Genomic DNA, 19538 nt, shown 5'->3' with positions numbered 1-19538 from the left:
TCATGCAGTGCGCCATCAGTACACCCTCGATAACGCCCGGGATATCGCCCGGGCGCTGGACAAGGCCAAGGTCGATTCCATCGAAGTCGCTCATGGCGATGGTCTGCAGGGTTCCAGCTTCAACTATGGCTTTGGCCGGCACACTGATCTTGAGTACATCGAGGCGGTGGCGGATGTGGTCAGCCACGCCAAGATCGCCACGCTGCTGTTGCCGGGGATCGGCACGGTCCATGACTTGAAAGCTGCTTATGACGCCGGCGCCCGTGTGGTCCGCGTCGCCACCCATTGCACCGAAGCGGACGTCTCGAAACAGCACATCGAATACGCCCGCGAGCTGGGCATGGACACCGTCGGCTTCCTGATGATGAGCCACATGGTCCCGGCCGAGCAGTTGGCGGCGCAGGGCAAGTTGATGGAGAGCTACGGCGCGCAGTGCATCTACATGGCTGACTCGGGTGGCGCGATGAACATGCAGGACATCCGCGATCGGATGCGGGCGTTCAAGGCGGTGCTGAACCCGGAAACCCAGACCGGCATGCATGCGCATCACAACCTGAGCCTTGGCGTTGCCAACTCGATTGCGGCGGTGGAAGAGGGCTGTGATCGGATCGACGCCAGCCTCGCGGGCATGGGTGCGGGCGCGGGTAATGCGCCGCTGGAGGTGTTTATCGCGGCTGCCGAACGTCTGGGCTGGAACCATGGCACTGACCTTTACACCTTGATGGATGCGGCGGACGACATTGTGCGGCCGTTGCAGGATCGACCGGTGCGCGTGGATCGGGAGTCGCTGGCGCTGGGGTATGCGGGGGTTTATTCGAGCTTCCTGCGTCATGCGGAAATCGCGGCGGCGCGGTATGGGTTGAAGACGGTGGACATTCTGGTGGAGCTGGGCAAGCGGCGGATGGTGGGAGGGCAGGAGGACATGATTGTGGATGTGGCGTTGGATCTGTTGAGTCGGCGTTAGGGTTCATCGCGAGCAAGCTCGCTCCTACAAACTCAGCGAAAGCCTGTAGGCGCGAGCTTGTCGGAGCGCCGAACTGTCGCGAAGGCCCTCATTCAGGCCAAAAACAAAGACCTCTACAACAATAAATCGAGGTACATCCCATGACCGGGATAACCGCAACAAACCGCGTGCAACTCGCTACCACCATCGCCCTGTGCTTTCTGGTGGCATTGATGGAAGGCCTCGATCTGCAGGCCGCCGGCATCGCCGCACAAGGCATGGCCGCGGCCTTCGGGCTGGACAAGATGCAGATGGGCTGGGTATTCAGTGCCGGGATTCTCGGCCTGTTGCCTGGCGCTTTCGTCGGCGGCTGGCTCGCCGACCGGATTGGCCGCAAGCGGGTGCTGATGTCCGCCGTGGCGCTGTTCGGCCTGTTCTCGCTGGCCACCGCCGTGGCCTGGGATTTCCATAGCCTGGTGGCCGCTCGCTGCCTGACGGGCATCGGCCTCGGTGCCGCACTGCCCAACCTCATCGCACTCACGTCCGAAGCCGCCGGCCCACGCCTGCGCGGCACGGCGGTGAGCATGATGTATTGCGGCGTGCCGCTGGGCGCGGCACTGGCTGCGGTCATCGGCATCATCGGTTTTTCTGGCGGCTGGAAAGTGGTGTTCTACGTCGGCGGCCTGGTACCGCTGCTGATCGTGCCGCTGCTCGGACGCTACCTGCCGGAGTCGGCGCAGTTCCAGGCCCGGCAGTCCGAGACGGTCAGTGCCGAGGAGCATGGCGTCTGGCACGGCCTGTTTCGCAACGGCGCGGCGCCGGCCACATTGCTGTTGTGGCTGAGCTATTTCTTCACCCTCATGGTGGTCTACATCCTGGTCAACTGGCTGCCGAGCCTGCTGGTCGCCCAAGGCTTCGATTCGCGTCAGGCCAGTTGGGTGATGCTGGCGCTGCAACTGGGCGCGGCGGTGGGCACCCTGGCGCTGGGCGCACTGATGGACCGTCTGCCGGCCTGGGCCATGGCGGTGCTGATTTATGTCGGCATCCTCTGTTCGCTGGCGGCGCTGGGTCTGGCCAATACTTTGCCCGGCATGCTGATGGCCGGCTTCGTCGCCGGGCTGTTCGCCACGGGTGGGCAAGGCGTGCTCTATGCCTTTACGCCGCTGTTCTATCCGACCCGCATGCGCGCCACTGGCGTGGGTTCGGCGGTCGCGGTGGGGCGGCTCGGCGCCATGAGCGGTCCGCTGATCGCTGGCAAGATGCTGGCGCTGGGCACCGGCACGGCGGGGGTGATGCTGGCCTCGGCGCCGGGCATCGTGCTCGCCGCGGCAGCGATGTTCTGTCTGTCGCAACGCAGCCGACAGGCCGACTGATTCCCTCACTCCATTTCTCGCGCCAGGTCGCTGGCGCGGGTTCGCTTACAACAACAATAAAGTGAATGACCATGCCTGCATTTCTGCTTCGGGCGTTCGGCCTGTGGTTGCCGTTCGTCCTGATTTCCAACGCCTGCGCCGCAGGTTTCATCGATGACAGCAAAGCCAGCCTGACCGCCCGCAACTACTACTTCGACCGCGACTACAAAGGCACGTCGGCCCAGTCCGCCGCGCGCGAGTGGGCCCAGGGTTTTATCGTCCGCTTCAACTCGGGGTTCACCGAAGGCCCGGTGGGCTTCGGGCTCAATGCCCAGGGCATGCTGGGGATCAAGCTGGATTCCTCGCCTGACCGCACCGGCACCGGTTTACTGCCCTACGACCCGGTGACCCGCGAGCCCGACGACAACTATTCGGAGCTCGGCCTCACCGCCAAGATGAAAGTCTCGAAGACCGAGTTGCAGGCCGGCACCATCAGCACTTTGTTGCCGGTGATGTTCGCCAGCCCCAGCCGCCTGTTGCCGCAGACCCTGCGCGGTACCTACCTGCGCTCCGAGGACATCGACGGCTTCACCCTGCACGCCGGCTGGCTCGACCGGATGAACCAGCGGGATTCCAGCAATTATCAGAAATTCACCGTCGCCGCGCCCAATGGCCGCTTCAACGGCAAGGCCGAGTCGGACCAGTTCCTGTTTCTCGGCGCGGATTGGCGCTGGTCTGATGCGCTGACCCTGAAGTACTACCACGCAGCCTTGCAGGATCTGTATCGCAAGGACTTCGTCGGCTTCGAGCACGTGACGCCGGTGGGCGCCGGCAAGCTGAAGAGTGACGTGCGTTATTTCATGGCTGGCGAGGACGGTGCAGCCAAGGCGGGGCGTGTGGATAACCGCAATCTGGCGGCGATGTTCAGCTATGCGCTGGGCGCCCACACCTTTGGTGCCGGTTACATGCACCTCAGTGGCGACAGCGCCATGCCTTATGTAGCGGGCACCGAGCCCCTGGTGATTACCGAAGGCTCACTGAGTTCGGAGTTCATCAACGCGGATGAGCGCAGTTGGCAGGTGAAGTACGACTATGATTTCGGCGGGTTAGGCGTGCCGGGCCTGAAAGGCATGCTGCGCTATATCGATGGCAGCAACATCAGCCTGCCGACCGCACTGGGCGGTGATGACCGGCACGAGCGGGAGACTGATGTCGAAGTCTCCTACGTGCTGCAGTCCGGAACCTTCAAGGGGGTGGGGTTGCGGGTGCGGCATGCCTGGTACCGCAATGACTTCGCCCCGGCGGCGACCTTCAGGGACGGCAATGAACTGCGGGTGAATGTGGATTACACGATTGCGCTGTGGTGATGGTTTCTGACTGAACGCGACGGTTCGGCGTGCCGAACCGTCGCGCACGTCTGGGAATCAGGCGCGCTCGCCGCACAGGTCCAGCTCGAACCAATGCCGCGCCGTGGCCAGGTCCAGCCCGGCGCCGAGCAGGCCGAACAGCTTGCCCAGCGCCGCCTCGCGGGTCATGCCACCGGCTGAAACCAGTCCGGTATCCCGCAGCCGACTGCCGGCAGCGTAGGTGTCGAACACCACGCTGCCTTCTGCGCACTGACTGATTGCCGCGACCAGTACACCTTGCTCGCCTGCTTTGCGCAGGACATCGAGCAACGCCTCGTCATCCGACGGACCGGTGCCGCTGCCGTAGCACTCCAGCAGCAACCCCTTCACGCCGGTGTTCAGCAGCGCTTCGATGTGCGCCGCCTGCAGGCCTGGATACACCGGCACCACCGCGAGGTTCACGGCGACGCGCGGTTGGCAGTAGCTCAGCACCGCAGGCACATCAGCCGAGTGCTCGCCCTCGCGATGACGCGGCAGGGCGGCGAACGCATCGAAGGCTTCGCTGCGCAATTTGCTGGCGTGCACGCCGGGCAACAGCTTGCCGGCGAAGAACAATTGCACACCGCTCTCCACGCCCGCAGAGAACAACGCCAAGGCGCCGCCGAGGTTGTCCCAGGCATCGCTGTCCGGTGCGCCGGCCGGCAGCATCGAGCCGGTCAGCACCACCGGCACCTCCAGTCCGAGCAGCAAGAACGACAGCGCCGCGGCGCTGTAGGCCAGGGTGTCGGTGCCGTGCAGCAGCAGGACGCCATCGTGGCCATCCTGTTTCACCGCCTCGACGATGGCATCCCGCATCGCCAGCCAGTTCGCTTGCTGCATGTTGGCGCTGTCGAGCAGCGGCGCCATTTCGCGCAATGTCCAGTGCGGGCTCGGCGTCTCGGGATGCTGTTCAAGCCAGGCACGCATGCGCGCCTCGAAGCCACCCGCCGGTGCCAGGCCCTGAGGGGTTTCCAGCATGCCGATGGTGCCGCCGGTGTAGAGGACGAGGAGGTTCTTTACTGCGCGCATAAGCGTATTCCGGAGCATGAAAAGAAAAATCTGGGCAAAAAAAAGCCGCCCGCGAAGGGGCGGCTCTCTTGTGGAGCGACAGCCAGGAGGACTTAGCGCTGGGTTTGCGCGTCGCCTACCGAGACAGCACGGTCGGTCTCGGCTTCGGTCTTGGTAACGCTCGGCCAGGCAGCACGGTCCAGGTCCAGGTCAGCGAACTTCGCCGAGTCGAACACCGGCTGCTTGATGCCGGCCTTGCGCTGCTCGTCGTAGTCGCGCATTACCCGCAGGCCGATCTTGAACAGCAGGGTCAGGGCGATCAGGTTGACGAAGGCCAGGCAGGTCATGGTGATGTCGGCGAAGGCGAACACGGTGGACAGGTTCTGTACCGAGCCCCAGACGATCAGCGCCAGGACCAGACCACGGTAGGCCATCAGCACCACGCGGTTGCGGGTCAGGAACTGCAGGCTGGTTTCGCCCAGATAGTAGTTGTAGAGGATGCAGGTGAAGACGAACAGCGACAGCGCGACGCTGACGAACACACGGCCCCAGTCACCCACCACCGCCGCCAGGGAGTTCTGGGTCAGGACGATGCCGTCACCTTCGAAGCCCGGGGTGTAGAAGCCCGACAGCAGGATCAGCAGCGCGGTGCAGGTGCAGATGACGAAGGTGTCGAGGAACACGCTGAACGCCTGGACCACGCCTTGGGCACCCGGGTGTTTCACGGCGGCTACGGCGGCGACGTTTGGCGCACTGCCCAGGCCGGCTTCGTTGGCGAACACGCCACGCTTCACACCCATGACGATGGCGCTGCCGAGCAGGCCGGCAAAGGCTGGATCAAGGCCGAAGGCACTTTTGAAGATGGTTTCCAGCATCGCCGGAACGTGGTCGATCTGGGTGCCGATCACGTACAGGGTGACACCGATGTAGGCCAGGGTCTTCACCGGAACCAGCAGGTCGGACACCGCAGCGATACGCTTGATGCCGCCGATGAACACGATGGCCAGCAGCACGGCGAGGGCGATGCCGGTGTGGCTTGGATCGAAGCCGAAGGCGTTCTGCAGCGAGTGGGTGACGGTGTAGGACTGCAGGCCGTTGAAGGCGAAGCCGTAGGTCACCAGCAGCAGGATCGAGAACACCACCGCCATGCTTTTCAGCTTCAGGCCGTGCTGAATGTAGTACGCCGGGCCACCGCGGTACAGGCCATCGCCATCGGCGCGCTTGTAGACCTGGGCCAGGGTGCATTCGAAGAAGCTGCTGGACATGCCGACCAGCGCGGTAACCCACATCCAGAACACGGCGCCAGGGCCGCCCAGGGTGACGGCGATACCGACACCGGCGATGTTACCGGCACCGACACGACCGGCCAGGCTCAGCATCAGCGCCTGGAACGAGCTCAGTTGGCCAGCCTGGCCGTGCAGCGATTCCTTGAACACACTGAACATGTGGCCGAAATGGCGGAATTGGACGAAACGGGAGCGGAGGGTGAAATAGCTGCCCAGTCCGACGATAAGCACGATGAGGAGTTTCCCCGAGAGGAAATCGTTGAGCGCTTCGAGCATGGAGGTGACCTCGGATTCTTATTCTTTGCATGAAAGACAGATAGGCCGGCGTCGACGCGCTGGTCCATGGGGCGCATGTTTGGCTATGACACTGGCGGTTACAATTTCGCCAGTTGCTCTCAATTGATGCGACTTGATGCTAAACTCGCGTCTATCGCATCAAACTGGAAGTCCCCATGAGTGAACACCTTGGCCCCAACCTCAAGCTGGCGTGCAGCCACTACCGCTCTATTTCCGAGGTTTGCCGGCAGCTCTCGATCAACCGGGCGCAATTCAACAAGTACCTGAGCGGCCAGAGCCAGCCGACGGCCTACAACCTCAAGCGCATCGGCGATTTTTTCGGTGTCGAGGATTACGAGTTGTGCCTGCCGCCGGAGCAGTTCGCCCGCCTGATCGGTGCGCGTAGCAGCAGCCTTAACGTGCCGACCGAAAACGATCCGCTGCTGGAGCTGCTGCGCCCGTTGCGCGAGCACAGCGGCAACCTGTCGCGCTACTGCGGTTACTACTTCGAATACTCCAACTGCATGTCAGTGCCGGGAAATGTCCTGCTGTCGCTGGTGCATTTGCGCGAGGAGAACGGCAATTTCCTGTTTGAACGCCAAGAGCGCCAGGAGCGTTCCAGCAGCACTGACGTGCAGGCCGAGGACTGGGTGCGTTGCCGTTACCTGGGCGCCGCGTTCCAGTTGCAGGATCGGCTGTTTCTGCTGGATTACGAGTCGCTGACCGTCAACGAGATGAGCCAGACCATCCTGATTCCCAGCTTCAAGAGCCGTATCACCCGCCTCAACGGTCTCAAGACCGGTGTTTCCAGCGGCGACCGCCGCACCCCGGCCTGCACCCGGGTGGTCTGGGAATACCTGGGCCCGGAGATCAACCGCATCAACGCCTATCGCCAGGTGAAGCTGTATCGCCCGGACGACCCGCGCATCGACGACGATGTGCGCGAACGGCTGACCGCCGGGCCGATCAGCAACGGTCTGTTCGAGATCGAGTAAGCGTCACCGCCATTGCTGCGCGACCCATTCTCCCAGCGGGTTGCTGGCATCAAGGAACAACTTCATCGCCATCACACAGCAGACGAAGACCACTAGTGGGCGGATCAATCGCGGCCCGAAGTACACCGCGCAGCGCGCCCCGAGTTGCGCGCCGAACATGGCGCAGATCGCCATGGCCAGGGCCAGCGGCCAGAGAATGGTGCCAGTCGAGGCGAACACCGACAGGGCGCCGAGGTTGCACGCGGCGTTCAACAGTTTGCTGTTGCCCACCGCGCGCAGCATGCCCTGGCCGAGCAGCAGCATGAACGCCAGCATGAAAAATGAGCCGACTCCGGGGCCGAACACGCCGTCATAGAAGCCGATCAGCGGGGCGATCAGCAGGCAGAACAGACTGATGGAGATGCGCGGCGTGCGCATCTGCTGATCGTCCAGCCGAGGGCTGAAGGCGAACCAGGCGGCAACCACCACCAGCAGCACCGGCACGCAGGCTTGCAGCAGGTCTTTCGGCACCAGGCTGACCGACAGCGCGCCCAATGCCCCGCCGGCAAAGGCCATCAGCGCCATCGGCCAGCCGCTGCGCCAGTCGAGCATGCCACGGCGGGAGAAGGCGACGGTGGCCGAGACGGTGGCACTGGCGGCCTGGAACTTGTTGGTGGCCAGGGCCGCCAGCGGATCGATGCCAACGAGGAACAGCATGGGCAGGGTAATCAGCCCGCCGCCACCGGCGATGGCATCGAAGAATCCGGCCAGCAGGGCGAGGCCGGAGAGGGCGAGCAACAGCGTCAGATCGACTTCGAGCATGAGCGAGGAACTCCAGAGCATTCAGCCGCGAACCAGCAGCGGGTCTTCCTTGATGACCAGGGGGCGGGCGAAACGTGAATAGCCGAACAGCCGCACCAGCAGGCGGCGGTTGTCTTGCAGCAACTCGCGGCCATGCAGCGCGCGGCTGTTGTTGACCAGCAAAACGCTGTCCGGCTGCAACACGAACTCCAGCGGCGGGGTCTGCGCCAGGCGCGCCTTGAAGGCATCGAACGCCCGTGCCGCGGCGTCGCTGGCCTGCTCGTTGACGGAAAAACGGTAAGCGTTGTAGCGCACGCTGAATCCGCCCTGCTCATCGAACTGGACGATGGAGGTGGCGTGGCCGGCGTCGCCGCGGCCGTCGACGAAGCACTCGCTGCGGGTGAAATCGAAGGAGTTGGAGGCCAGGGCCAACACTTCCAGGCTGCCCAGCCCTTCGATGACGCTGCGCAGCGGAACAATCTGGGTGTACTCGTTCGCCGGGTTCCAGCGGGCACTCAGGATCAACGCTGAAGGCGCGGGCGAATGGCCGTCGCGCGCCACTACCGAGCAATGGTACGGCGCCTCGGTGTGCGGCCCGAGGCGCAGGCCGGCGTGGGAACTGAGTTCCACGGTCTCGTAGGGATTTTCATCGGGGCGCGGTTGCTGGCCACCACCCTTGAAATTGCCCACCAGCCGCACGTGTTTGCCGTCGTTGTCGATATCGAAAGCGAAGGCACGGTAGTGGACCAGCTCCAGCAGTACCTGATTGCGCGAGGCGAGATAAAGGCACGGGTAGTCCCGTTCCAGGGTCGCGAGCGCGGGCAAGTGCTCGGGCAATTCATCGTTGCGCGGTGGCAGCAAACGGGAAAACAGCAGCACTGACAACCGGCCATCGGCGAACAGGTTGATGATGGCCTGCTGCAGCGGGCTCAGGCTCGTCTCCAGCAAGCGGGCCCAGAGCCGGGCCTTGAGCGCGGCGCCGAGTACCTGCGGGCCGCCGTGGTTGGCGAGGTCCTGGCTGGCTTTGTGCAGTTGGTCGAGCTGGTCGTCATCGAAGTAGAGGGTGGCGACTTCGGAGTCCTGCATGGAGAAACCTTCCTTAGCGATCTGGCGGGGTTTAGGGCATTCCACGCCCCGAGTGGCTCCTGACGGCAGGACAGGTAACCGGTTAGCGCTAATTGAAGGCGGTTTCTTCAACCGTAGAAGTCAGTAGGTTCTTTTGGATTTGTAAGCTAATTCTTATTTATTCGTGTGGGAAAGCTGGCCTATTGCGCCTGTCGTTAAACACACTGTGTCTCGGGGCGGGTTGGACTTCCCTTGGCGGAAGCCGCAAACTACGCGCTTTCTTTTTCAATCAACCTGAGCGGACCTGCCAAACGTTATGCGAATGCGCCTGATGCTGTTGGGTGGTGGAAATGCCCTTGGGCAAGCGCTGATTCGTCTCGGGGCCGAGGAGGACATCGGCTTTCTCGCGCCGCGTCCGCCAGAGCAGGGCTGGGACACCGCCAGCCTGACCCAGTTACTCGACGACACCCGCCCGGACGCGCTGGTCAACCTGGCCTACTACTTCGACTGGTTCCAGGCGGAGTCGGTCAGCGAGCAGCGGCTAGCCGCGCAGGAGCGCTCGGTCGAGCGCCTCGCCGAGCTGTGTCAGCACCACAACATCATCCTCGTCCAGCCTTCCAGCTACCGGGTGTTCGATGGCTCGCGCGCCACCGCCTACAGCGAGAAGGATGAGCCTGTGCCGCTGGGCCTGCGTGGCCAGGCGCTGTGGCGCATTGAGCAGAGTGTGCGCGCCACCTGCCCGCAGCATGTGTTGCTGCGTTTCGGCTGGGTACTCGACGACAGCATCGACGGTGTTCTCGGCCGCTTCCTGACCCGTGCCGAACAGGCACAGGAGCTCCTGCTGGCCGACGACCGTCGCGGCAATCCGACCCCGGTGGACGACGCCGCCCGGGTGATTCTCTCGGTGCTCAAGCAGCTCGATTGCGCAGCGCCGTTGTGGGGCACTTACCACTACGCCGGCAACGAGGCGACCACGCCGCTGGCGCTGGGCCAGGCGATCCTCGGCGAAGCCTCGCAATTGCGCACGCTGGCGGTCGAGAGCCCCACCCCTCAGGCCCACGCCGCGCGTTCCGACGCCAGCGAAGAACCGCAACATGCGGTGCTCGCCTGCAAGAAAATTCTCCACACTTTCGGCATCAAGCCGCGCGCCTGGCGCTCCGGCCTGCCGACCCTACTGGATCGATTCTACCGTCATGGCTGATGCCCCTATTCTGATTACCGGTGGCGCCGGCTTCATCGGTTCGCACCTGTGTGACGCGCTGCTGGAAAAAGGCTATGCCGTGCGCGTGCTGGACGACCTCTCCACCGGCAGGCGCGACAACCTGCAACTGGGTCACCCGAACCTGCAACTGATCGAAGGCGACGTCGCCGATGCCGCCTTGGTCAACCAGGCTGCCGCCGGTTGCCGTGCGGTGGTGCACCTGGCAGCGGTGGCCTCGGTGCAGGCCTCGGTGGAAGACCCGGTCAGGACTCACCAGAGCAACTTCATCGGCACCCTGAATGTCTGCGAGGCCATGCGCCTGAACGGCATCCGCCGTGTGGTGTTTGCCTCCAGCGCTGCGGTCTACGGCAACAACGGCGAAGGCCAGTCCATCGCCGAAGATACTCCCAAGGCGCCGCTGACCCCCTATGCGGTGGACAAGCTGGCCGGCGAGCAGTACCTGGATTTCTATCGTCGCCAGCACGGTCTGGAGCCGGTGGTGTTCCGCTTCTTCAACATCTTCGGGCCGCGTCAGGATCCGTCTTCGCCGTACTCCGGAGTAATCAGCATCTTCTGCGAGCGCGCCGTGAGCGGCAGGCCGATTACCGTGTTCGGTGATGGCGAGCAGACCCGCGACTTTTTGTATGTCGGCGACCTGGTGTCGGTGATGGTGCAGGCGCTGGAGATGGCGCAGGTGGAAGAGGGCGCGGTGAATATCGGCCTGAACCAGGCGACTTCGCTGAATCAGTTGCTGGAGGCGCTGCGCACGGTGCTGGGCGGGTTACCCGATGTCAGCTATGGGCCGGCGCGCAGTGGTGATATCCGCCATTCGCGGGCGGACAATCAGCGCTTGCTGGCGCGTTTCGCGTTTCCGGTGGTGACGCCGCTGGCTGAGGGGCTGGCCCGGTTGTTGGGGCGCTGAGTTCTTAGAAATAACTGGGGCCGCTTTGCGGCCCCAATTGTTTTCGAATCTTTAGAACTTGTAACCCAGGCCAACCATGTAGACCCATGGATCGACTTCTACGTCGACCTTGGTCTTGCCGATCGACAGAGCGCTTGGGCCGTCGATGGTGGCTTCGGTGTTGATGTCGACATACCAGATCGCGGCGTTGACCAGCAGGTGGTCGTTGACCAGGTAGTCCATGCCCAGTTGGCCAGCCAGGCCTACCGAGTTCTTCAGCTTCATGTCGCTGAAGCCCTGGGCCTTGCGGTCGCTGGTCAGTTCTTCGTCGAAGAACAGGGTGTAGTTCACACCGATACCGGCGTACGGCTGGAATTTCGAGCTGGCTTCCATCGGGTAGTACTGCAGCGACAGGGTCGGTGGCAGTTGCTTGATGTCGGCAACCTTGCCATCCAGGCCGCCCAGGCCTTTCACGCCAACTTCATGCTGGAACGGGGTGGCTGCCAGCAGCTCCAGGCCGAAGTGGTCGGTCAGCATGTAGGCGAAAGCCAGGCCCAGTTGGGTGTCGCTGGTCAGGGTCGCTTTGGTGCCGGAAGCTTTGACGCCGTCGAACTTCAGCTCGCCGCTGTCTTCGTTTGGCGCGGTGGTGACGGCACCGGCGCGCAGGATGAAATCACCGGCCTGGTAGGCGTGGGCAGCAGGTGCTACAAGCGCGAGGGCAACGAGTGAGGCGCCGAGCAAAGACTTGTTCATGGAAGCTCCGGGGGGACATTAGGATTCATTGGTCCCAATGTTAAGGAGCTACCGTCTCGAGAATTTTGATTCAGCTCAATGAAAGCGAAGGCGCCTGGGTGCGGGCATTCATTGTAGTTCGTAGGCGTAGATTTTCTCGGCCTCCATCTGGTAACCCGCCTCGGCCAGCTCACTGGCCGACGACTGGACGCGCATCGGTCCTTCGATCCAGTACGGCTGGTACAGCTCCTCGACCTTGATGCCGATCTCGCTGAACACGTGCACGATCTGGTTCGACGGCGGCGGTGGCACATGAATGCAGGCGCCGTAATACGGCACCAGGAGAAACTCCGTGGTGCGACCTTCCTCGCTGACTTCCAGCGGCACGATATAGCCCGGCAGCTTGATCTGCTGGCCGTCCAGTTCCTTGACCACCGGCGCGTCCGGCACCTCCTGACGAGCCGCTGGCGCCGCTTCGGCGGCCAGCGCATCGCCCAACTGCGAGAGTTGCGAGAGGTTGTGCAGCGGCGCCAACTGCGGCGTGATCACCGGCGCACCTGGCGGAATCAGTTGCGGCCATTCCAGGGTACGCGGCTCGCTCGCCCAGACGGGCGCGGCGATCAACAGCAGGAGCAGCAGGACACGACGCATTGCAGGGTTACTCAAAGATGGATGGACAGGCCGTCGGCCAGTGACTGTCGATAGGCCCGCCAGGCAGGGATGCTGCCCATCAGCAACGCGGCGCCGAGGATGATGCCGAGCAACAGCCATTCGTGGCTGCTGGGCCAGGCCAGCGGCAGGTATAAACCATAGTTGGCCTGCACGTAACCCTGCGCGACGGCGATACCCGCGTACAGCAAGCCCAGCCCGGCGCCGATCCCGGCCAGCGCCAGGGCGAACGCCTCAAGCACAAGCAGGCCGCCGATATGCCAGGGGCGGGCGCCCACCGAGCGCAGGATCGCCATTTCCCGGCGGCGTTCGTTGAGGCTGGTGAGGATGGCGGTGAGCATGCCGATCAGCCCGGTCAGCACGACGAACAGCGAGACCACGAACAACGCCTGTTCCGCCGTCCCCATCAGGCTCCACAACTCTTGCAGGGCCACGCCGGGAAGAATCGCCTGTAGTGGTTCGCTGCGGAATTCGTTGATTTCCCGTTGCAGCGAGAAGGTCGCGACCTTGCTGTTCAGCCCGAGCATAAAGGCGGTGATCGCCGTAGGCGTCAGGTCCATGTTGCGCGCCTGGTCGGCGCTGACCCGCCCGGCACCGCGGGCCGGCATGCCGTTGTGCCAGTCGATGTGGATGGCTTCCATGCCGCCGAGGCTGATGTGCAACGTGCGGTCTACCGGGGTGCCGGTGCGTTGCAAAATGCCGACCACGGTGAACGGCTTGTCGTCGTGCTTGACCAGGCTGATGGCGGCGACGCCGTGGGCCAGCACCAGCTTGTCACCAAGCGAGTAGTGCAGGGCCTCGGCCACTTCGGCGCCGAGCACCACCTCGAACGGGTCGCTGGCGAAGGCGCGGCCCTGGGCTAGCTGCAGGTTTTGTTTACGGCCGTACTGGTAATGGGCGAAGTAGGCGTCGGTGGTGCCCATTACGCGATAGCCGCGGTGCGAGTCGCCGAGGGAAATCGGGATCGCCCACTTCACCCGACGATCATTGGCGTAGTGCTCGAAACTGTCCCAGCGGATGTTGTTGGTGGCGTTGCCGATGCGGAACACCGAATAAAGCAGCAGGTTCACCGAGCCGGAGCGGGCGCCGACAATCAGGTCGGTGCCGCTGATGGTGCTGGCGAAGCTGGCGCGGGCCTCGGTGCGAACGCGCTCGACGGCCAGCAGCAAGCACACCGACAAGGCGATGGCGAAGGCAGTGAGAAAAGCGGTGAAACGGCGGTTGGCCAGGCTGGCCAGGGCAAGACGAAGCAGGTACATCAGGCCTCCGTATCGCTGGCAGGCTGCGCCGCGCGGTTGAGTTCGGCGAGGGATAACTGGCGGTCAAACAGTGGCGCCAGGCTCTGGTCGTGGCTGACGAACAGCAGGCTGGAACCGGCGTCGCGACATTCGGCGAAGAGCAGGCGGATAAAGGCTTCGCGGGTGTCGGCGTCGAGTGCCGAGGTCGGTTCGTCGGCGATCACCAATTCCGGCTGGCCGATCAGTGCACGGGCTGCGGCGACGCGTTGCTGTTGGCCGATCGACAGGCTGTCGGCGCGGCGGGCAAGCAGCGCCGGGTCTTTCAGGCCCAGGTGCGCGAGCAGTTCGGCGGCGGCCTCGGCGATGCTGCCGAAGCGTTGCGTGGCGCGCTCGGCGCGGGCCTTGGAGAAGCGGCAGGGCAGTTCGACGTTCTCGCGCACCGAGAGAAACGGCAGCAGGTTGAACTGCTGGAAGATGTAGCCGGTGTGGTCGACGCGGAAACGGTCGCGGGCGCTCTGGCTCAGTTCACTCAGGTCCTGGCCGAGCAGGCGGATGCTGCCGCGGTCGGCCTTCTGCACGCCGCCGAGCAGGCCCAGCAGGGTGGTCTTGCCACTGCCGCTGGGGCCCTTGAGAAACAGTGATTCGCCGGCTTCGAGGCGCAGCGCCGGAATGTCCAGCAGAGGCGGGTGTCCCGGCCAGGCGAAGCCCAGGTCGGTCAGTTCAATCAGTGCCTGGCTCATAAATGGACGCCCGGGTTACCCCGGGCGCTTCACTGGCAAAAGGTGATTTAGAAGTTGATCGTGGCATTGCCGGGCGTGACTTCCACGCCTTGCTGGCCATTCGGTCCGATCAGTTGTAGCTGGATTTTCTGGGTGGCGGGGAAGGTCTTGAACAGCGGGCCCAGGTCGAGCGCCTTGAGCTTCTCGGGGTTGGCGCATTCCAGGCGGTAGTGCGCGTGGATGTCGCTGTGGCCGTGTTCGTCGCCGTCACCATCGTCATCCTTGGCCGGCTTGTCGCCGAACAGCGGGCTTTCCAGTTCTTCGTCGCTTTCCTTGCAGTTGCCGGTGGCGGTCAGGCCGAACAGCTTCAAGGGTTGTTCAAGCTGCGCGCGGACTGCGGCGACCTTGGCTTTGTCGGCATCGCTGACGGCGGCGTGCTCGAAGCCCACCAGGTTCATCGCCGGGCTTTCCAGCTCAAGTTCAAGGACGTTGCCGTCGAGTACCGCGTTGAGGTGGGCGACACCATGTTCGTGGGCGCCGAGGCTGCCGTGAGCGTGGTCATGCTCGTGATCGTGGTCGTCATGGGCCATCACGGCCAGGGGCAGCAGGGCGAAAGGCAAGGCAAGCAACAGGCGACGCATGGCGGGACTCCGGAGCGGGCTTGGAAAAGTTTTGAAATGTTATAACAAGTTAAGTGCGAGTTGCTAGGGTCCTTGGCGATCCTTCATGAGCGTGGGAGCATGGCGACCTTGACGTGTGGAGGATGGAAACGTGCGAATTCGCGGACACATCGGCGAATGGCCGGTGGATTTGACCCTCGAACTGGACCCGGCGGAGTGGGCCATGCTGGCTGGGCGAGTGGTGGAGACGGCCGAGGCGCCGGTGAATGCTGCCGCGCCGATGGCGCAGCCGAGGGGTGATGATGCGCAGTGGCTGGCGGCGAAGGAACTATTACGCAAGGCGGGTTCGCTGGACGGGCCGGCATTGCTGGAGCAACTGGAAGGGCTGTCCGGCAGTACCGGAGCGGGCAAGCGGCTGCTGGTGCGGTTGCGGCACAGCAGTGAGGTGAAGGTGGAGAGCGGGGCGGATGCGCCGGTGTATCACTGGGTTGGATGATTGATCTTCAGGGCCTCATCGCTGCGGTTCGGCGCCCCGACAAGGCAGCTCCCACAAGGTGCGTAGTGCATGCGATCCCTGTGGGAGCCGGCTTGCCGGCGATGAGGCTCTAACGATCAATACAAGGCAGCAAACAACTTGCGACGGTAAACGCCCACCAGCGGATGGTCATTGCCCAGCAGGTCGAACACTTGCAGCAAGGTCTTGTGCGCCACGCCATTGTCATAGCCGCGGTTACGCTTGAACAGTTTCAGCAAGCCTTCCAGCGCTGCTTCGTACTGCTGGCGCGACAACTGCTGGATGGTCAGTTGATACGCTGCTTCATCGTCTTCGGCGTTCTGCGCCAGACGGGTTTTCAGGTCTGCCACTTCCGGCAGGCTCTGCGCCTGGCGCAGGAACGTCAGTTGCGCTTTGGCACCGGCCAGCGCGGCCTTGTGCTCATCGCTCTTGACTGCGTCCAGCACCGTTTGCGCTTCACCCAGCTCACCACGCTCGGCCAGGCAGCGACCATAGAGAATCAGCGCGCCGGCGTTGCTGTTGTCTTCGCTCAACAGGGTCTTGAGGGTGGCTTCAGCCTCGCTGTAGCGACCGTCGGCAAACAGCGCCTGGGCCAGCTCCAGCGGATCGGCGGCAGCCGGCGGCGGCATTTGCACATGGGGTTCGAGCAGGGCGCGGATGGCCGACTCAGGCTGGGCGCCAGCGAAGCCGTCCACCGGCTGGCCGTCCTTGAACAGCACCACGGTCGGCAGGCTGCGGATGCCGAAGCGGGCGACGATGTCCTGCTCCACGTCGCAGTTGACCTTGGCCAGCAGCAGTTCGCCCTGGTACTCCTCGGTGATCTTCGCCAGCACCGGCATCATCGCCTTGCACGGCGCACACCAGTCGGCCCAGAAATCCACCAGCACCGGCTTGTGGTGCGAGTTGGCGATCACCACCTGATCGAAGTTGGCGACGGTGGTATCGAATATGTACGGGTTGTCCTGACTCATCTCGACTCTCGCGAACGCATGTATGGCGCCAACTATACGGATTCAGCGGCTGGCGTGGTACAGGCTGACCTGGCGAAACTCATGGGGCTCGGCCAGGTCCGGCAGCGTCAGTGCGTGCAGCGTCTCCAGTTGCCGGTACAGCGGATGACGGAAGTCGCGCACCCGTGAGTCCGCCACCAGCGCCTGGCGGCCACGGCTGAGGAACTGGTCTAGCAGCGGCAGGTTGGCGCGGTCGTAAAGCACGTCGGCGACCAGGATCAGGTCGAAGCGGTCGTCCTCTGCGAAGAAGTCGCTGGAGTAACTCAGTTCCACACCGTTGAGCGCGGCGTTGGCGCGGCTGGCGTGCAGCGCCAGCGGATCGAGGTCGCAGGCGACCACTTCCAGCGCACCGGCCTTCTTCGCGGCGATCCCGGCGATGCCGGAACCGGCGCCGAAATCCAGCACCCGCTTGCCCTCGACCCACTCCGGACGCTCGGCCAGATAGCGGGCCATGGCCAGGCCGCTGGCCCAGCAGAAGCTCCAGTAGGGCGGGTCTTCAAGGATGCGGCGGGTTTCGTCGGGGCTGAAGGCGCGGTCCATATTGTCGGCGTCGATCAGCCAGAGTTTCAGCGGGCAGTCCGGCAGGTCGCTGGCGACAAGGCGGGCGTCGCCCAGCAACTCACTCAACGCCTGCTGCAGGTGAACAGGCGCCATTTACGGCGCCTTTTCCAGTTGCAGGGCGCCGAGGGCCTGGGTTTCGGCGCGGGTCACCGACAGTGGTTTGAGGTGCAGGATCAACTGGCCGGACTGGCTGGCGCGGGCGCGTAGTTCCACGCGGGCACCATTGGGGAAGACTTCAGGGTTGAAGCGCAGTTGGAACGGCAGGGCCTGGCCGGTGCCGTCCAGGGTGTCGCTGGCCAACAGGCGCTGCGGGCGACCGCGTTCGTCGATCACCAGCAAGGCGACCTCAACTTCGGCACCGCGGGGGATGTTGCTGAAACTGCCGCTCAGCTCGCGCTGGTAGGCGGGCAGCGGCGTCGGTACGTGAACGTGTTTGGCGACCGGATTGGCCGGTGGCTGCGGTGGTACGGGTTTGGGGGCTTCGCTGCTGCAGGCAGCCAGCAGGGTAGCGAAGCCGAGCACGGCGAGCGCTCGAAACGACATGGTGTTTTTCCTTCGGGGGCGTATTTCCTCACTGGATGGTAACCCCTTTGGCTTGTCTTGCCAGTCGGATGCGCTACCATGGCCCTCCCTTTTTTTGTTGCCTGCCACCATGCACTGTCCCTTCTGCGGTGCCAACGACACCAAAGTCATCGACTCGCGACTGGTCGCCGAGGGCGAGCAAGTGCGCCGCCGCCGCGAATGCGTGGCCTGCGGTGAGCGATTCACCACCTTCGAAACCGCCGAGCTGGTACTGCCTCGCTTGATCAAGCAGGACGGCAGCCGTCAGCCCTTCGACGAAGAAAAACTCCGCGCCGGCATGCAGCGCGCGCTGGAAAAGCGCCCGGTCAGTGTCGAGCGCCTGGAAGCCGCGCTGGCCCACATCAAGCACAAGCTGCGTGCCAAGGGCGAGCGTGAGGTCAAGTCGCTGGTGGTCGGTGAGCTGGTGATGACCGAGCTGCAGAAACTCGACGAAGTCGCCTACATCCGTTTCGCTTCCGTGTACCGGCGCTTCCAGGACCTCAACGAATTCCGCGAAGAAATCGACCGCCTGGCCCGCGAGCCTTCCAAAGAGTGAACATGTCCACAGAACGCGCCGTGCTCGACGCTCACTACATGGCCCGCGCCCTTGAGCTGGCGCGCAAGGGCCTGTATTCGACGCACCCGAACCCGCGGGTTGGCTGCGTCATCGTCCGCGACGGCGAGGTAGTCGGCGAAGGTTGGCACGTGCGCGCCGGCGAGCCCCACGCTGAAGTCCACGCCCTGCGCCAGGCCGGCGAGCTGGCTCGCGGCGCCTGTGCCTACGTCACTCTGGAACCGTGCAGCCATCACGGCCGGACCCCGCCTTGCGCCGAAGCGCTGGTCAAGGCCGGTGTTGCCCGGGTTGTCGCGGCCATGCAAGACCCCAATCCGCAAGTCTCCGGCAACGGCCTCAAGCGCCTCGCCGACGCCGGCATCGAAGTCGCCAGTGGCGTGCTCGAAGCCGAAGCGCGGGCGCTGAACCCCGGTTTTCTCAAGCGCATGGAACACGGCCTGCCGTATGTGCGGGTAAAGCTGGCGATGAGCCTGGACGGACGCACCGCCATGGCCAGCGGCGAAAGCCAGTGGATCACCGGCCCGGCAGCGCGTTCGGCGGTGCAACGCTTGCGCGCCCGCTCCAGCGTGGTATTGAGCAGCGCCAGCAGCGTGCTGGCGGACAACGCGCGAATGACCGTGCGCGGCGCGGAGCTGGGCCTTGAGGCTGACACCGCCGCCCTCGCGCTGAGCCGTCCGCCGCTGCGCGTGCTGATCGACGGGCGCCTGCGCCTGCCGCTGGATGCACCGTTCTACCAGGCCGGTCCGGCGCTGGTGGCCACCGCCGCCGAAGACGACCCGCGTTACGCCGTCAGCGGCCAGGAGCTGCTGCGTTTGCCCGGTGCCGACGGCCAGGTCGATCTGCGCCAGTTGCTCGTCGAGCTGGCCCGGCGTGGCGTCAACGAAGTGCTGGTGGAAGCTGGCCCCGGCCTCGCTGGTGCCTTCGCCCGGCTCGGCCTGGTGGACGAATACCAACTGTTCATCGCCGGCAAGTTTCTCGGCTCCACTGCCCGGCCGCTGCTCGACTGGCCGCTGGCGCGGATGAGCGACGCCCCGGCACTGAAAATCACTGACATGCGCGCGGTAGGCGATGACTGGCGAGTCACTGCCATCCCTGTGCCCGCCCCAGGCGTATAATTCGCGGCTTGCGCCCCCGGCGTGGCCTGTTCT

At 64.2% G+C, this 19538-nt stretch carries 21 protein-coding genes; 9 read left to right on the top strand and 12 right to left on the bottom strand.

Features of this window, described 5'->3' with window-relative positions; translation table 11 throughout:
• The 3 genes from dmpG to DM374_RS06425 all read left to right on the top strand — a co-directional run.
• On the top strand, nt 1-964 hold a 964-nt coding region (gene dmpG, locus DM374_RS06435; protein WP_110969124.1), incomplete at its 5' end, for a 4-hydroxy-2-oxovalerate aldolase.
• A gap of 140 nt (nt 965-1104) precedes the next feature.
• Nucleotides 1105-2316 (top strand): 3-(3-hydroxy-phenyl)propionate transporter MhpT, encoded by a 1212-nt coding sequence (gene mhpT / locus DM374_RS06430; RefSeq protein ID WP_110969109.1) that lies wholly within the window; start codon nt 1105-1107, stop codon nt 2314-2316.
• 71 nt (nt 2317-2387) lie between these two features.
• Complete coding sequence (locus DM374_RS06425) at nt 2388-3662, top strand: OprD family porin (RefSeq protein ID WP_110969123.1); 1275 nt, start codon at nt 2388-2390, stop codon at nt 3660-3662.
• Between the two features lie 57 nt (nt 3663-3719).
• On the opposite strand, the gene DM374_RS06420 is transcribed toward DM374_RS06425, so the two are convergent.
• Nucleotides 3720-4709 (bottom strand): asparaginase, encoded by a 990-nt coding sequence (locus DM374_RS06420; RefSeq protein WP_110969108.1) that lies wholly within the window; start codon nt 4707-4709, stop codon nt 3720-3722.
• 92 nt (nt 4710-4801) lie between these two features.
• A complete protein-coding gene (locus DM374_RS06415; protein WP_110969107.1) occupies nt 4802-6250 on the bottom strand; it encodes an alanine/glycine:cation symporter family protein in 1449 nt (482 codons plus the stop codon).
• 176 nt (nt 6251-6426) lie between these two features.
• On the opposite strand from DM374_RS06415, the gene DM374_RS06410 reads away from it, so the two are divergent.
• Nucleotides 6427-7245, top strand: a complete 819-nt coding sequence (locus DM374_RS06410; RefSeq protein ID WP_110969106.1) for a helix-turn-helix domain-containing protein — start codon at nt 6427-6429, stop codon at nt 7243-7245.
• A 3-nt stretch (nt 7246-7248) separates the two neighbouring features.
• Here DM374_RS06410 and DM374_RS06405 read toward each other — a convergent pair whose 3' ends face one another.
• A complete protein-coding gene (locus tag DM374_RS06405) occupies nt 7249-8046 on the bottom strand; it encodes a TSUP family transporter (protein ID WP_110969122.1) in 798 nt (265 codons plus the stop codon).
• 21 nt (nt 8047-8067) lie between these two features.
• On the bottom strand, nt 8068-9111 hold the full coding sequence (locus tag DM374_RS06400) for a Fe(II)-2OG oxygenase family protein (protein ID WP_110969105.1): 1044 nt from the start codon (nt 9109-9111) through the stop codon (nt 8068-8070).
• A gap of 295 nt (nt 9112-9406) precedes the next feature.
• On the opposite strand from DM374_RS06400, the gene DM374_RS06395 reads away from it, so the two are divergent.
• Both DM374_RS06395 and DM374_RS06390 read left to right on the top strand, forming a co-directional pair.
• Nucleotides 9407-10291 (top strand): sugar nucleotide-binding protein, encoded by an 885-nt coding sequence (locus DM374_RS06395; RefSeq protein WP_110969104.1) that lies wholly within the window; start codon nt 9407-9409, stop codon nt 10289-10291.
• Nucleotides 10284-11213: an NAD-dependent epimerase/dehydratase family protein gene (locus DM374_RS06390; RefSeq protein ID WP_110969103.1), complete on the top strand. Its 930-nt coding sequence runs from the start codon at nt 10284-10286 to the stop codon at nt 11211-11213. The genes DM374_RS06395 and DM374_RS06390 overlap by 8 nt, the downstream gene beginning before the upstream one ends.
• A gap of 51 nt (nt 11214-11264) precedes the next feature.
• Here DM374_RS06390 and DM374_RS06385 read toward each other — a convergent pair whose 3' ends face one another.
• The 5 genes from DM374_RS06385 to DM374_RS06365 all read right to left on the bottom strand — a co-directional run bounded on the left by DM374_RS06385 (nt 11265) and on the right by DM374_RS06365 (nt 15191).
• Nucleotides 11265-11945 carry an OmpW/AlkL family protein gene (locus DM374_RS06385; RefSeq protein ID WP_110969102.1) on the bottom strand — a complete coding sequence of 227 codons (681 nt, stop codon included), beginning with the start codon at nt 11943-11945 and terminating at the stop codon, nt 11265-11267.
• Nucleotides 11946-12053: 108 nt separating this feature from the next.
• The gene (locus DM374_RS06380; RefSeq protein WP_110969101.1) at nt 12054-12575 is read right to left on the bottom strand and encodes a DUF3299 domain-containing protein; all 522 of its coding nucleotides are present in this window, start codon (nt 12573-12575) and stop codon (nt 12054-12056) included.
• Between the two features lie 11 nt (nt 12576-12586).
• Complete coding sequence (locus DM374_RS06375) at nt 12587-13852, bottom strand: ABC transporter permease (protein ID WP_110969100.1); 1266 nt, start codon at nt 13850-13852, stop codon at nt 12587-12589.
• A complete protein-coding gene (locus DM374_RS06370; protein ID WP_110969099.1) occupies nt 13852-14571 on the bottom strand; it encodes an ABC transporter ATP-binding protein in 720 nt (239 codons plus the stop codon). Before DM374_RS06370 ends, DM374_RS06375 begins: the two co-directional genes overlap by 1 nt.
• A gap of 47 nt (nt 14572-14618) precedes the next feature.
• Nucleotides 14619-15191, bottom strand: coding sequence for a DUF2796 domain-containing protein (locus DM374_RS06365; RefSeq protein WP_110969098.1), 573 nt, complete (start codon nt 15189-15191; stop codon nt 14619-14621).
• Between the two features lie 130 nt (nt 15192-15321).
• Here DM374_RS06365 and DM374_RS06360 point away from each other — a divergent pair, with 130 nt between their 5' ends.
• Nucleotides 15322-15666 (top strand): hypothetical protein, encoded by a 345-nt coding sequence (locus DM374_RS06360; protein ID WP_110969097.1) that lies wholly within the window; start codon nt 15322-15324, stop codon nt 15664-15666.
• 116 nt (nt 15667-15782) lie between these two features.
• Here the strand turns inward: DM374_RS06360 and trxA are convergent, their stop codons facing one another.
• Genes trxA through DM374_RS06345 form a run of 3 tightly spaced genes read right to left on the bottom strand, consistent with a single transcriptional unit; the run spans nt 15783 to nt 17798 of the window.
• Nucleotides 15783-16655, bottom strand: coding sequence for a thioredoxin (gene trxA / locus DM374_RS06355; protein WP_110969096.1), 873 nt, complete (start codon nt 16653-16655; stop codon nt 15783-15785).
• 42 nt (nt 16656-16697) lie between these two features.
• Nucleotides 16698-17348 (bottom strand): class I SAM-dependent methyltransferase, encoded by a 651-nt coding sequence (locus DM374_RS06350; RefSeq protein ID WP_110969095.1) that lies wholly within the window; start codon nt 17346-17348, stop codon nt 16698-16700.
• Nucleotides 17349-17798, bottom strand: a complete 450-nt coding sequence (locus DM374_RS06345; RefSeq protein ID WP_110969094.1) for a YbaY family lipoprotein — start codon at nt 17796-17798, stop codon at nt 17349-17351.
• Between the two features lie 109 nt (nt 17799-17907).
• Here DM374_RS06345 and nrdR point away from each other — a divergent pair, with 109 nt between their 5' ends.
• Nucleotides 17908-18372: a transcriptional regulator NrdR gene (gene nrdR / locus DM374_RS06340; protein WP_110969093.1), complete on the top strand. Its 465-nt coding sequence runs from the start codon at nt 17908-17910 to the stop codon at nt 18370-18372.
• A 2-nt stretch (nt 18373-18374) separates the two neighbouring features.
• On the top strand, nt 18375-19505 hold the full coding sequence (gene ribD, locus DM374_RS06335; protein ID WP_110969092.1) for a bifunctional diaminohydroxyphosphoribosylaminopyrimidine deaminase/5-amino-6-(5-phosphoribosylamino)uracil reductase RibD: 1131 nt from the start codon (nt 18375-18377) through the stop codon (nt 19503-19505).
• The last annotated feature ends 33 nt before the right edge of the window (nt 19506-19538 follow it).

The organism is Pseudomonas huaxiensis (assembly GCF_003231275.1).
Lineage (GTDB): Bacteria > Pseudomonadota > Gammaproteobacteria > Pseudomonadales > Pseudomonadaceae > Aquipseudomonas > Aquipseudomonas huaxiensis.
Note: the sequence above shows the minus strand (reverse complement) of the source record. Positions and strands in the feature narration are given on the sequence as shown.

Excerpts from the sequence above, each read along its gene's own strand:
- mhpT (WP_110969109.1), top strand. The coding sequence starts at position 1,105 with ATGACCGGGATAACCGCAACAAACCGCGTGCAACTCGCTACCACCATC.
- DM374_RS06425 (WP_110969123.1), top strand. The coding sequence starts at position 2,388 with ATGCCTGCATTTCTGCTTCGGGCGTTCGGCCTGTGGTTGCCGTTCGTC.
- DM374_RS06420 (WP_110969108.1), bottom strand. The coding sequence starts at position 4,709 with ATGCGCGCAGTAAAGAACCTCCTCGTCCTCTACACCGGCGGCACCATC.
- DM374_RS06415 (WP_110969107.1), bottom strand. The coding sequence starts at position 6,250 with ATGCTCGAAGCGCTCAACGATTTCCTCTCGGGGAAACTCCTCATCGTG.
- DM374_RS06410 (WP_110969106.1), top strand. The coding sequence starts at position 6,427 with ATGAGTGAACACCTTGGCCCCAACCTCAAGCTGGCGTGCAGCCACTAC.
- DM374_RS06405 (WP_110969122.1), bottom strand. The coding sequence starts at position 8,046 with ATGCTCGAAGTCGATCTGACGCTGTTGCTCGCCCTCTCCGGCCTCGCC.
- DM374_RS06400 (WP_110969105.1), bottom strand. The coding sequence starts at position 9,111 with ATGCAGGACTCCGAAGTCGCCACCCTCTACTTCGATGACGACCAGCTC.
- DM374_RS06395 (WP_110969104.1), top strand. The coding sequence starts at position 9,407 with ATGCGAATGCGCCTGATGCTGTTGGGTGGTGGAAATGCCCTTGGGCAA.
- DM374_RS06390 (WP_110969103.1), top strand. The coding sequence starts at position 10,284 with ATGGCTGATGCCCCTATTCTGATTACCGGTGGCGCCGGCTTCATCGGT.
- DM374_RS06385 (WP_110969102.1), bottom strand. The coding sequence starts at position 11,945 with ATGAACAAGTCTTTGCTCGGCGCCTCACTCGTTGCCCTCGCGCTTGTA.
- DM374_RS06380 (WP_110969101.1), bottom strand. The coding sequence starts at position 12,575 with ATGCGTCGTGTCCTGCTGCTCCTGCTGTTGATCGCCGCGCCCGTCTGG.
- DM374_RS06375 (WP_110969100.1), bottom strand. The coding sequence starts at position 13,852 with ATGTACCTGCTTCGTCTTGCCCTGGCCAGCCTGGCCAACCGCCGTTTC.
- DM374_RS06370 (WP_110969099.1), bottom strand. The coding sequence starts at position 14,571 with ATGAGCCAGGCACTGATTGAACTGACCGACCTGGGCTTCGCCTGGCCG.
- DM374_RS06365 (WP_110969098.1), bottom strand. The coding sequence starts at position 15,191 with ATGCGTCGCCTGTTGCTTGCCTTGCCTTTCGCCCTGCTGCCCCTGGCC.
- trxA (WP_110969096.1), bottom strand. The coding sequence starts at position 16,655 with ATGAGTCAGGACAACCCGTACATATTCGATACCACCGTCGCCAACTTC.
- DM374_RS06350 (WP_110969095.1), bottom strand. The coding sequence starts at position 17,348 with ATGGCGCCTGTTCACCTGCAGCAGGCGTTGAGTGAGTTGCTGGGCGAC.
- DM374_RS06345 (WP_110969094.1), bottom strand. The coding sequence starts at position 17,798 with ATGTCGTTTCGAGCGCTCGCCGTGCTCGGCTTCGCTACCCTGCTGGCT.
- nrdR (WP_110969093.1), top strand. The coding sequence starts at position 17,908 with ATGCACTGTCCCTTCTGCGGTGCCAACGACACCAAAGTCATCGACTCG.
- ribD (WP_110969092.1), top strand. The coding sequence starts at position 18,375 with ATGTCCACAGAACGCGCCGTGCTCGACGCTCACTACATGGCCCGCGCC.